The 11,576-nt window shown below is 69.6% G+C and carries 11 protein-coding genes; 2 read left to right on the top strand and 9 right to left on the bottom strand.

Annotated elements, in window-relative coordinates; translation table 11 throughout:
* On the bottom strand, positions 1–311 hold a 311-nt coding region (locus tag V7D28_RS06600), incomplete at its 3' end, for a dihydrofolate reductase (RefSeq protein ID WP_333586576.1).
* A gap of 152 nt (positions 312–463) precedes the next feature.
* On the opposite strand from V7D28_RS06600, the gene V7D28_RS06595 reads away from it, so the two are divergent.
* The gene (locus V7D28_RS06595) at positions 464–2,167 is read left to right on the top strand and encodes a M61 family metallopeptidase (protein WP_333586575.1); all 1,704 of its coding nucleotides are present in this window, start codon (positions 464–466) and stop codon (positions 2,165–2,167) included.
* An 8-nt stretch (positions 2,168–2,175) separates the two neighbouring features.
* Here V7D28_RS06595 and V7D28_RS06590 read toward each other — a convergent pair whose 3' ends face one another.
* From V7D28_RS06590 to phhA, 6 genes are read right to left on the bottom strand one after another with little or no spacing between them, the layout of a single operon-like run.
* On the bottom strand, positions 2,176–2,538 hold the full coding sequence (locus V7D28_RS06590; RefSeq protein ID WP_333586574.1) for a Rieske (2Fe-2S) protein: 363 nt from the start codon (positions 2,536–2,538) through the stop codon (positions 2,176–2,178).
* Entirely contained in the window at positions 2,535–3,839 is a 1,305-nt protein-coding gene (gene fahA / locus V7D28_RS06585; RefSeq protein ID WP_333586583.1) for a fumarylacetoacetase, read from the bottom strand. The genes V7D28_RS06590 and fahA overlap by 4 nt, the downstream gene beginning before the upstream one ends.
* A gap of 5 nt (positions 3,840–3,844) precedes the next feature.
* A complete protein-coding gene (gene hmgA, locus V7D28_RS06580) occupies positions 3,845–5,125 on the bottom strand; it encodes a homogentisate 1,2-dioxygenase (RefSeq protein ID WP_333586582.1) in 1,281 nt (426 codons plus the stop codon).
* Positions 5,126–5,161: 36 nt separating this feature from the next.
* Entirely contained in the window at positions 5,162–6,220 is a 1,059-nt protein-coding gene (hppD, locus tag V7D28_RS06575) for a 4-hydroxyphenylpyruvate dioxygenase (RefSeq protein ID WP_333586573.1), read from the bottom strand.
* A 6-nt stretch (positions 6,221–6,226) separates the two neighbouring features.
* Positions 6,227–7,423: an amino acid aminotransferase gene (locus tag V7D28_RS06570; RefSeq protein WP_333586572.1), complete on the bottom strand. Its 1,197-nt coding sequence runs from the start codon at positions 7,421–7,423 to the stop codon at positions 6,227–6,229.
* The gene (gene phhA / locus V7D28_RS06565; RefSeq protein ID WP_333586571.1) at positions 7,420–8,301 is read right to left on the bottom strand and encodes a phenylalanine 4-monooxygenase; all 882 of its coding nucleotides are present in this window, start codon (positions 8,299–8,301) and stop codon (positions 7,420–7,422) included. The genes V7D28_RS06570 and phhA overlap by 4 nt, the downstream gene beginning before the upstream one ends.
* Before the next feature lie 101 nt (positions 8,302–8,402).
* Between phhA and V7D28_RS06560 the strand changes: the two genes are divergently transcribed.
* Entirely contained in the window at positions 8,403–8,864 is a 462-nt protein-coding gene (locus V7D28_RS06560; RefSeq protein WP_333586570.1) for an Lrp/AsnC family transcriptional regulator, read from the top strand.
* Between the two features lie 3 nt (positions 8,865–8,867).
* Here the strand turns inward: V7D28_RS06560 and V7D28_RS06555 are convergent, their stop codons facing one another.
* Together V7D28_RS06555 and V7D28_RS06550 are read right to left on the bottom strand one after the other, a co-directional pair.
* Positions 8,868–10,424, bottom strand: a complete 1,557-nt coding sequence (locus tag V7D28_RS06555) for a S10 family peptidase (protein WP_333586569.1) — start codon at positions 10,422–10,424, stop codon at positions 8,868–8,870.
* Positions 10,421–11,576: aminotransferase class V-fold PLP-dependent enzyme (locus tag V7D28_RS06550; RefSeq protein WP_333586568.1), on the bottom strand; the 1,156-nt coding region annotated here is incomplete at its 5' end. The genes V7D28_RS06555 and V7D28_RS06550, both read right to left, overlap by 4 nt.

Below are 11,576 nucleotides of genomic sequence, written 5' to 3'. Positions count from 1 at the left end.
ACCTCGTCGGCGGCGTCGTCATCGGCCTGCTCGCGGCCGATCTGCACGGCCTCCGAAAAGTCCTCGCAGACGATGGCGCCCTGAGGCTGGAAGCTGCCGTCCCGGCTGAGCACGATATTGGTCCGGCCGGGCAGGGGCTTGCGGGGCAGGCTGTCCCAGGTCTTTCGCCCCATGATCACGGGCTTGCCCATGGTCACGCGACGGAAGTTCACCAGGTCGGCCTTGAGCCGCCAGGGCAGGTCGCCGCCCCGGCCGATGACCCCGTTGCGAGCCCGCGCGATGGGACCGACCGTCAGAAGGATGCGTGCCATGCCTTCTAGCTAACCCAGGCGCAGGCCGCCGTCACCCGCCCCTTGAGCGCGCGCATAGCCTATGCGCGCGCCCAGGCCTGCCCGCCTATTCCGATCAGATTTTGCCGGGACGGGGCGCTAGACTTCGCCTGTTCAAAGGAAGGGGTGTCGCCATGGGCGTTCGGTTGCAGCAATCTGCTTGGCGAGGCGCGCTGGCCGCCGTGCTGATCGGTCTCTCCGCCCCGGCCTTCGCCCAGGCGCCGCCGGCCCTCGACCTGACGCTCACACCCACCGACGAGGCGTTGCAGGTGGAGATGCGCCTGGCCGCCCCCGGACTGAAGGGCGGCGAAGGCCTGGTCAGGCTGCCGCTCAGCCTGGTGGGCATCCCCAGCGCCCGGTACGACGGCGAGGCGCTGCAGGCCCGGGACGACCTGGGCGTCCTGCCCCTGCGCCAGTCGGAGGAAGCCCCCACCCCCCAGGGTGTCTATCGGCACTGGAGCGTGACGCGGGAAACCCAAGGCGATGTCGTGGTGACCTACGCCGCCCCGCCGAGAGCCGTCTCGGCGGCCACCAACAACGGTCCCCTGTTCGATCTCCGCGCCGAGGCTGGCGGCTTCATGGGCGCGGGCGTGGGCTTCCTGGCCACGCCGGTGGCCGAGGGGCCCTGGTCGGTGCGGATGCAGTGGGACCTGACCCAGGCGCCCGCCCAGGCCAGGGGCGCCTGGACCTTCGGCGACGGCGAGGTCAGCACGGTGCTGCCCTCTCAGGCCCTGTCCTTCTCCTATTATGCCGGCGGGCCGCTCAAGGCCTATCCCGAGGCCGGCGAGGGCGGCTTCCACATGTACTGGCTCTCAGATCCGCCCTTCTCTCCCGCCGAACTGGCTGAGAAGACCCGGCGCATCTACGACGAGATGTCGGCCTTCTTCGGCGATCCGCCGGGCACGCCCTACCGCGTCTTCATGCGGCGCAATCCCTATACGGGAACGGGCGGGACGGCGCTGGGACGCTCCTTCATGTTCGGCTACCACGCCCCGTCGGAGCCCGCCGTGGACGACCTGCTGGGACTGGTGTCCCACGAGGTGGCCCACACCTGGCCGCGTATGCAGGGGGAGCATGGAGACACGGCCTGGTACAGCGAAGGCATGGCCGAATACTATTCGCTGGTGCTGGGCTGGCGCGCCGGGGTGTTCGACACCGACAAGGTGCTCCAGACCATGAACGAGCGGGCGCAGACCTATTACGCCAATCCCTATATCGGTCTTCCCAACGCCCAGGCGGCGGAGCTCTTCTGGCGCGACCCGGTGGCTCAGACCGTGCCCTATGGCCGGGGTTGGATGTATCTGCTGCAGACCGACGCGGAGATCCGCCGCGCCAGCGCCGGCGCTCGCAGCCTGGACGACGTGGTCAAGGCCATGCGGGCCAGAGACCTGGCGGGCCAGACCTATGGAATCCCCGACTGGCTGGACCTGGTGGGCGCCGAGATCGGCCCTGAGCGCGCCCGCGCCCAGTATGAAGCCATGGCGGGCGGCGGTCGGCTTCAACCGCCCGAGGGGCTCTATGAGGGCTGCCTCACCGTCGTGGAAACCGAGGTCGCGCCGTTCGAACTGGGCTTCTCCCGCAAGTCACTGGACGAGGGTGAACGGCTGCAGGGCCTGGTGGCGGGCTCAGCGGCGGCGCGGGCCGGTCTGAAGGATGGCGACGTGATCCTGGAGATGCTCGACTACAACACCGCCCGCAAGGCGCAGGACGGCGTCGTGACCCTCGTGGTGGACCGGGACGGCGCGCCGGTCCCCATCCGCTACGTCCCGCGTGCGACGCCGGTGGCGGCCTGGGGTTGGGCCCGGGATCCGGCCTCGGCCCAGGCCTGTCGTTTCTGAGCCCGCCTTCAGGCGGTGAAGATCGCGCCTTCGCGCACGCACAGGGGCCAGGACGTGAGGCTCGCCCCCACGCAGGGGCCGCCGACACAGGCGCCGGTGGCCGGTTCGAACAGGGCGCCGTGCCAGCTGCAGGCGATGAGGTCGCCCGAAGGCGCCAGATAATCGTCCAGCTTCTGCGCCAGGGGCAGGCCGGCGTGGGGGCAGCGGTCCACATAGCCATGGACCTGGTCGCCGCGGCGAACGGCGAAGCCATGGAAGTAAGCCTCGCCGATCTGCAGGACGAAGTTGCGGGCGCGGCCCGGCGCGATGAGATCGAGCGGCCCCAGCCTGACGCCGGCCGGAGTCTGCTGCAGGCGGGCCGGCGCGCTCACGCCTGGGGCGCCGGCGCCACCACGCCTGTGCAGGGGCCAAAGCCGATGGAGACGAAGCCCTCGGCCACGGCGCGGCCGGCCAGGATCAGCTCGTCGCCGTCCTCCAGAAAGGTGCGCGTCTCGCCATTGGGCAGGGTGATGGGCTCCTTGCCGCCGCGGGTCAGCTCCAGCAGGCTGCCCAGGCCGCTATCGTCCGGGGTGGAGATGGTGCCCGAGCCCAGCAGGTCGCCCGGCCGCAGGTCGCAGCCGCCCACGGTGTGGTGGGTCACCAGCTGGGCCATGGTCCAATAGAGGTTGGTGGCCGGACCCTGGCCGAGACGATGGGCCGCGATCCCCGCCTGGCGCATGGCGGGCGTGCGGATCAGTACGCCCAGCTGAAGGGCGTAGGCGCCAGTCGCCTGGTCGGCCTCGTCCATCAGATAGGGCAGGGGCGTCGGGTCGCCCTCGGGCCGTTTGGCCTGCGCCGTGCGGAACGGCGCCAGGGCCTCGGCCGTGATGATCCAGGGCGAGACCGTGGTCATGAAGTTCTTGGCCAGGAAGGGACCGAGCGGCTGATACTCCCAGGCCTGGAGGTCGCGGGCCGACCAGTCGTTCAGCAGGCACAGGCCGGCGATATGGGCCTCAGCTTCGCCGATGGGAACGGGCTCGCCCAGGACGTTGCCGGGGCCGATCCAGACGCCCAGCTCCAGCTCCAGGTCGAGCCGCCTGGCCGGGCCGAACACGGGGGCCTCGACGTCGGGCGCCTTCTGCTGGCCGTTGGGCCGGCGCACGGGCGCGCCGGACACGCGCACCGACGAGGCCCGGCCGTGATAGCCGATGGGCACGTGCTTGTAGTTGGGCAGCAGGGGATTGTCGGGTCGGAACTGCCGGCCCACGTTCAGGGCGTGGTGGATGCCGGCGTAGAAGTCGGTGTAGTCGCCGATGGCGCAGGGCAGGTGGAGCGTACAATCGGCCGCCGGGTGCAGCCAGGCGGCCACCCTGGCCTGGTCCTGCGCGCCGTCGCTGAGCAGTTCGAAGAGCCGTCGTCGCAGGGCGCGGCGGGGGGCGGCGCCCAGGGCCAGCAGGGGGTTCAGGGTCGCGCCGGACGCCGCCTGGGCGGCGGCCAGGGCCTCGCCGCTCAGCAGGCCCGAGGCGGCGGCCTGCGCGAGGTCAAGGATCTGGTCGCCGATGGCCACGCCGCCCCGGGGCGGCCCGCCTGTGGGGCTGAAGACGCCCAGCGGCAGGTTCTGGATCGGGAAGTCAGACCCCTGCGCTGAGGCGACCCAGCTCCTGCGGGTCGCGTCATGGGTTTCGTCGATCATGGCGCTCACGGGCGAACCTCCGCCTTGGGAAAGCCGTCCCAGCAGGCGTCGTAGTCGGCCTGCAGCAGGGGCGTCTCCACGGCGAAGCGGGTGGGACGGACGACAAAGCGGCTTTCGAACATGAAGGCCATGGTGTCGGTGATCTTGTGGGGCGCGAGCTCGGCGGCGGTTGCCTTGGCGTGACTTTCCAGGTCGGGGCCATGGGCGCTCATGCAGTTGTGCAGAGAGGCGCCGCCCGGCGCGAACCCGCCGGCCTTGGCGTCATAGGCCCCATGGATCAGGCCCATGAACTCGCTCATCAGATTGCGGTGGAACCAGGGCGGCCGGAAGGTGTCCTCGGCCACCATCCAACGGGGCGGGAAGATGACAAAGTCACAGTTGGCCGTGCCCGGAACCTCGGACGGCGAGGTCAGAACGGTGAAGATGGATGGGTCGGGGTGGTCAAAGCTCACCGTGCCCATGGTGTTGAACCGGGCCAGGTCATACTTCACGGGCGCCAGATTGCCGTGCCAGGCCACCACGTCCAGGGGGGAGTGGTCGAGAGTGGTGGTCCAAAGCCCGCCCTGGAACTTCTGCACAACCTCGACCGGCGCCTCGCGGTCCTCGTACCAGGCGACGGGCGAGAGGAAGTCGCGGCCGTTGGCCAGGCCGTTGGCGCCGATCGGGCCCAGTTCCGGCAGCCGGAAGGGCGCGCCGTAGTTCTCGCACGCATAGCCGCGGGAGGGGGCGTCCAGCTCGACGCGGAAACGGACGCCGCGGGGGATCAGCGCGATTTCGCCGGGCGCCACGTCCAGGCGTCCCAGTTCGGTGGCCAGACGCAGAACGCCCTGCTGAGGGACGATCAGGAGCTCCCCGTCGGCGTCATAGAACACCCGGTCGCTCATGGACCGGTCGGCGGCGTAGAGGTGGATGGCCAGGCCCGCCTGGGCGGCGGGATCGCCGGCCCCGGCATAGGTGACCAGGCCGTCGACGAAGTCGACGCCTCTGGCCATTTCCAGCGGGTCCCATCTCAGCCGGTTGGGCGAGGGCGGAACCTCCTCGAACGGGCCGGACCTCAGAAGAGGCGCGCCGCCGTAGGGCGTGTAGGGGCGGTGGCCCGCCGAGGGGCGCAGGCGGTAGAGCCAGGCGCGGCGGTTCTCGGCCCGCGGCGCGGTGAAGGCGCTGCCCGAGAGCTGCTCGGCATAGAGGCCGAAGGCCGGCCGCTGCGGCGAGTTGCGTCCCTGAGGCAGGGCGCCCGGCGCCGCCTCGGTGGCGAAGCTGTTTCCAAAGCCGCTCTGATAGACCAGGGGGGCGTTTTCGCCGCGGGAAGTGCTCACCGTCGCCTATGCCTCGACCTTGATGACGCCGCGCCGGATCTGGTCCAGCTCGATGGACTCAAACAGCGCCTGGAAATTGCCGTTGCCGAAGCCCTCATTGCCCTTGCGCTGGATGATCTCGAAGAAGATCGGGCCGAACAGGTTTTCGGTGAAGATCTGCAGCAGAATGCCTTCCTTCTCCACGTCGCCGTCGATCAGGATGCGGTTCGTCTTCAGGCGCTCCAGGTCCTCGCCATGGCCCGGCACGCGCTTGTCCACCAGCTCGTAATAGGTCTCGATGGTGTCCTGGAGCTTCACGCCGCGGGCGCGCAGCTTCTCCACCGTGCCGTAGATGTCGTCGGTGGTCAGGGCCAGGTGCTGGATGCCTTCGCCATTGTACTCGCGGATGAACTCCTCGATCTGGCTCTTGTCGTCCTGGCTTTCATTCAGGGGAATGCGGATGGCCTTGTCGGGGGCGATCATCGCCTGGCTGAACAGGCCGGTGGCCTGGCCCTTGATGTCGAAATACTTCTGCTCCTCGAAGCCGAAGATCTGATTGTAGAAGGTCGACCAGGTGCGCATCTGGCCGCGCCGCACATTGTGGGTCAGGTGGTCCAGCAGGTCGAGGCCGACGCTGTTGACCTGCTCGGCCTCGGCGGCGCCGGCGACCGGCGCCCAGTCGGCATAGAGGTCGGCGGCGTCGATCAGATAGAGCAGGGAGCCGCCAATGCCTTCCAGCGCATAGGAACCCTCGCCCAGGACCCCCCGGGACGCATCGGCCGCCTTGGCGCCGCGCGACAGCGCCGTCTCATAGGCCTGGGACGCGTCGGCCACCCGGAACGCCATGCCGTTGGCCGAGGGGCCGTGCGCGGCGCGGAAGTCGGCCACCTGGCCGCTCGCCTCCTGGTTCACCAGCAGGTTGATGCGCCCCTGCTTGTAGCGGACCACGTCCTTGGACCGGTGGCGCGAATAGGCGGTGAAGCCCATCTGCTCCAGCAGGGTGGTCATGGCCTGCGGGTCGGGGCTGGTGAACTCGACGAACTCGAAACCGTCCAGGCCAAGGGGGTTTTCAGGGGTGATGGTCATGACGGACTACTCCTCTGCGCAGGCGCCGAAGGCGCGAACGAAGGCTTCGATGTTGGAGGGGGTGAGGCCGGCCAGATTGATGCGGCCGTTGCCCAGCATGTAGACGCCGAACGCCGCGCGCATGCGCCCCACCTGGTCGGGATTGAGCGGCAGGATCGAGAACATGCCCTTCTGGGCGCCGATGGGGGCCAGGCGCGGATCGGCCTTGGCCAGGATCTGGCGGACGGAGGCCAGGCGCTGCCGGCAGGTCTCCAGTTCGGCGCGCCACTGGGCGGCGAGGTCGGCGTCCTCCAGGATGATGCGCGCCGCCGCCGCCCCATGGTCGGGCGGCATGGACCAGCCGCAGCGGGCGAACTTCAGCACATTGGTCCGTGCGGCCTCCTGATGGCGTCCGGCGCGGACGAAGAGGGCGCCGGTGCGCTCCCGATAGAGGCCGAAATTCTTGTCGCAGGAATAGGCGACCATGGCGCTTTCGCACTGGTCGAGAACGGCGCGCAGGCCCAGGGCGTCCGGCTCCAGCCCCTCGCCCAGGCCCTGATAGGCCAGGTCGATCAGCGGAACGAGGCAGCGCTCGGCAAGGCTCCGGGCGATCTGGCGCCACTGGTCGGCGTCCGGATCGGCGCCGGAAGGGTTGTGGCAGCAGCCGTGCAGCAGCACCACGTCGCCGGCCTGGGCTGTCTCCAGCGCCCCTAGCATCTCGTCGAACAGCAGCCGTTGGGCGGCGGCGTCATACTGGGGGAAGGTGCGGACGTTCAGCCCCGCCTCGGCGAAGATCTGGCTGTGGATCGGCCAGCTGGGGGTCCCCAGCCACAGAGTCGCGCCGGGACGCCCGGCGTTGGCGAGCTCGGCGGCCAGCCGCAGGGCGCCTGTGCCCCCCGGGGTCTGGACGCCGAACATTCCGGTCTGGGCCAGGGTGTGGCCGAAGGCGACGGGGGCGATGGCCTCCAGGAAGCCGAAATCCCCCTCCGGCCCCAGATAGGACTTGGTGGCCTGGGTCTCCAGCAGGCGGGCCTCCGCGGCCTTCATGGCGGCGAAGACCGGGGTGGCGCCGGCCTCGTCCTTATAGACGCCGACCCCCAGATCGATCTTCCCGGCTCGCGGGTCCTCGGCGAAGGCGCGGATCAGGGACAGGACCACGTCCGGCGGCTGGGGGGTCAGGCCTTCGAACAGGACATCGGAACGGGCCTTCTGGAGGGTGGTCATGGCTTCATGTCCTGCTTGGACCGGGCATAGGCCTGGGAGCCGCGGGTCAGCACCCGGTCGCCCGGGGCCAGTTCGGCGATGTCGAGATCGGGCGTGCTCGCCAGGTCGCGATAGAGAGGGGCGAGATCGGCCTCCAACGTCTGGCGCAGAAGGTCCTCGAAACTGTCGATGACGAAGTAGGTCTGCTGGAAATCGTCGATGCGGTAAGGGGTCCGCATCACCCGGGCGATGTCGAAGCCGACCCGGTGGGGGGAGGGGTTATCGAGGGCGAAGACCGACTCCCCATAGCTGGAGACGATGCCCGCGCCATAGATGCGCAGGTCGCCGGCCTCGCGCACGAGGCCGAACTCCACCGTGTACCAGTAGAGGCGGGCCAGGCGGTGCAGACCCCCCAGGCCCTGGAACTTCAGCCCCCCCTCGCCATAGGCCTGCATGTAGTCGGCGAAAACCGGGTCGGCCAGCAGGGGCACGTGGCCGAAGACGTCGTGGAAGACGTCGGGCTCCTGCAGATAATCCAGCTGGTCAGGGCGGCGGATGAAGTTGCCGGCCACGAAGGTGCGGTTGGCCAGGTGGCGGAAGAAGACGTCGTCGGGCACTAGGCCCGGCACGGCCACCACCCGCCAGCCCGTGGCCTTCATCAGCCGTTCGGACAGCTCATCGAAATCGGGAATGCCGGGACGCGAAAGGCGCAGCACGTCCAGCCCGTCCAGAAAGGCCTGGCTCGCCCGCCCTGGCAGCATGGCCGACTGGCGCTGGAACAGGCGATCCCACACGGCGTGCTCAGCCGCGGTGTAATCCCCCCAGCCCTGGGGGATGGTCCAATCCGCCGCCGCGCCCTCAGGCGGAGCGGCAGGCAGATGTGCGCCGCCGTCGCTCATGCGAGAAGTTTAAGCGCAAAGCGGCGGAAAGAGGTTTCATACTCTAAGCCTGCTGGGTCATATTCGGAATGACATTTCTCAAATTGGCTGAAGAGCGAACCATGGCCGTCATGGATGACATCGATCGCAAGCTGGTCCGCGCCCTGCAGGAGGACGCCACCTTGAGCCACGCCGCCCTGGCCGAGCGGGTCGGCGCCTCGCCCACCTCGTGCTGGCGCAGGATCAAGGCGCTGGAGGAGGCCGGCGTGCTGGTCGGCGCGGTGCGGCTGGTCGATCCCCAGGCGGTGGGGCGAGGCGTCAGCGTCATGCTGCAGATCCGCGCCAAGTCCCACGAGCCCGAGGCGCGACAGGGGCTGGAGGCCTTCCTGCGCGGCCGGCCGGAGATCATGGAGTGCTACTCCATGTCCGGGGAATGGGACTACCTCATGCGGATCGTGGTGGCCGACGTGGCCGGCTATGAGCGCTTCCTCATGCGCGAACTCCTGAACCACCCCAATGTGGCCACCTCGGCCTCCCACTTCGCCATGAGCCAGGTGAAATACACCACCGCCCTGCCGGTCTGAGGCTCAACGCCCGGTGATCAGGGCGCGGACGTCGTCGGAGAAGGCCTGGGCGGTGTCGCCCAGATAGAGCATGTGGCCGGAGGGATAGTCGCGGAAGGTCACCCGGTCCGACGGCAGGCCGGCGGCCTCGATCTGCCAGCGGGCGGCGGCGGGCGTGGTGACGAGGTCGTAGGCGCCCGAGGCGACCAGCACCCGCAAATCCGGATTGCGGCGCATGGCCACGGCCAGATCGACGGCGAAGCTCTGGCCGGGCGCGACCTGAGCGCGGTCCCAGTTCCAGCGGCTCAGCAGGTCCTTCCAGACGATCGCGCCATAGGGCCGCTTCATGTCGACCTCGAGGTGGTCGTGGAGCATCTGGTGAAAGGCCGCCACGAAGCCCGGCACATAGCGACCCATGGCCGGGTCATCGGCCACCGGCTCGTTTCCCTGCGGCTCCAGGGGCAGGGTGTAGCGCCCGTCATAGAGGCCCAGCGCCAAGCCCTGATCGGCCAGAAGGGTGCGGGCGAAGCGCACACTGGGTATGGCCAGACCCTCGGCATAGGCGCTGGCGGGCAGGCCGGTGAAGCCCGACAGGGTCTGCGCCAGTTCGGCCTGGGCGCCCGGAGTGAGCCGGGCCTGCGCTTGGACCCGCAACGCCTCGGCGAACGGCCCCTGGGCGAAGGCGTCGACCTGGGACTGGAAGGCGGGAAGGGGCAGGTGCTGATAGGCGGTGCGCCCGTGGGCCCAGGCGGTGGCGGCCTGGGCGGAAAGATCGCTGGCCGCGGCCATGACCTGCCGCTCAGGGTCGGGCCCCGCAGGCCGTCCGCCCAGGGTCGTCCCCAGGAGCACGATCCCGTCCACGGTCAGGCCGCGCATCACGCCCACATACGTGGGACCGCCCATGAGGGCGCGGGGCAGAAGGGCGGCGCGCACGCTGCCATAGCTCTCGCCCATCAGATACTTGGGCGAGGTCCAGCGGCCATGCTCGCTCAGCCATAGCTCGATGAACTGGGCCACGGAATCGGCGTCCTCATCCACCCCCCAGAAGTCCTCCGGCCGGCCTGCGCCGATGGCCCGGCTGAAGCCCGTGCCCACCGGGTCGATGAACACCAGGTCCGCCACATCCAGCAGGCTGTGAGGATTGTCCGCGACCCCGAAGGGCGGGACGTTGGCGGGGTTGACCTCCTGTTCCAGCACCACCCGGCGGGGGCCGACCGCGCCCATGTGGAGCCAAAGGGAGGATGAGCCCGGGCCGCCGTTGAAGATGAACATCACCGGCCGCCGAGGGTCGCGGGGACCAGACTTCACATAGGAGAAGGCGAAGATGCTGGCCGTGGGTTCGCCTGCCAAATTGTACAGGTGGGTCTCACCGGCGGTGGCCTCATAGTCGAGGGTCTGGGCGCCGATGCGCAGGCGGTGGCGGGTGACGAACCGCACCGGCGGATCAACCCGGACCTCCGTGATCGGCGGCCGATCCTGAGCGCGGGATATCACCAGATCCAGCGGCTGGGCCTGACTGGACGCCGGGAAGATACCAAGGGCGCAGGCGCTCAGGAAGCCGGCGGCGAAAATGCGGCTCATGCCGGCGGCGCCTTGGGCAGGGCCGCCAACAGGCGGTCGATATCGTTCATGTCGTTGAACACCGACACCGAGACCCGGAATCGGTTGCGCGACACTGTGATCTTCACCCCCGCGGCCGAGAGCGCCGGCGCAAGCTTGGCGTTGGCGTCCTTCAAGGCGAAGGCGACCAGGGGGGTCTTCATGTCCTGGGGCGTCAGGGGTTCATAGCCGCGGCCGCGCAGCTCGGTCTGGACGGCGTCGATCATCGACTGACGCCAGGCCTGGATCCTGGCCACGTCCAGCTCGAGGATCCAGGGCAGGGTGGCGGCCAGTTGCACCACCCCGGTCCAGGAGGTCGTGCCCATGGCGAAATAGCCCTTGGCGGTGTCTGGCGCGGCATAGTCGGCCACGGTGTCCCCCGGCGGGTCATAGGGCAGGACGTGGGAGGCGAAGCGCGACACCTGATGATAGCCCCACCACGGGCGGCGGATCTGCGGCAGGACCTCCTGGCGGGCATAGAGGAAGCCCAGGCCGAAATCCCCCATCAGCCATTTGTAGGACGAGGTGGCCGCGAAATCGACGCCGGCGGCCCGCAGATCCAGGGGCACCGCGCCCGCGGCGTGGGCGAGGTCGGCATAGACATAGGCCCCGTGGGCGTGGGCCAGGTCGCAGACCGCCTTCAGGTCGTGCTCGAACCCGTTGACCGTGGAGACGGCGCTGATGGCCACCAGTCGGGTCTGGCCGTCTATGGCGCGGGCCATGGCCTCCAGATCGGTGCGGCCGTCCGCCGTCATGGGCAGGGTCACCACCTCCATCCCCGCCTCGGCCAGGCGGCCATAGGTGTAGTAGGAGCCGAAGAAGTGCAGGGCGTCTGTGACGATCTTGCCGCCCGCGGCCGGCAGGCCCAGGGCCTGCAGGACCAGGTTCTCGCCCATGGTGGTGGACTGGATGAGGGCGAGCTCCTCGGGCCGGGCGCCCACCAGCCGCCCGAAGCTCTCGACCGCCCGGGTCTCGATCGCCCCCATGTCGAGGGCCGGCGCGTCCGCCGCCCGGGTCTTGTAGGCCAGGTAGTCGCTGAGCGCGGCCTGGGCGGCCAGGGGCATGGGGTGGGTGGAGCCGGCGTCCAGATAGGTGACGCCCATGTCTGCGAAGGCGCCGCGGGCGGGCAGGGCG

It is taken from the genome of Phenylobacterium sp. (assembly GCF_036723115.1).
Taxonomy (GTDB): domain Bacteria; phylum Pseudomonadota; class Alphaproteobacteria; order Caulobacterales; family Caulobacteraceae; genus Phenylobacterium.
The sequence above is the reverse complement of the archived record's forward strand: the minus strand, read 5'-3'. Positions and strand labels throughout refer to the sequence as shown.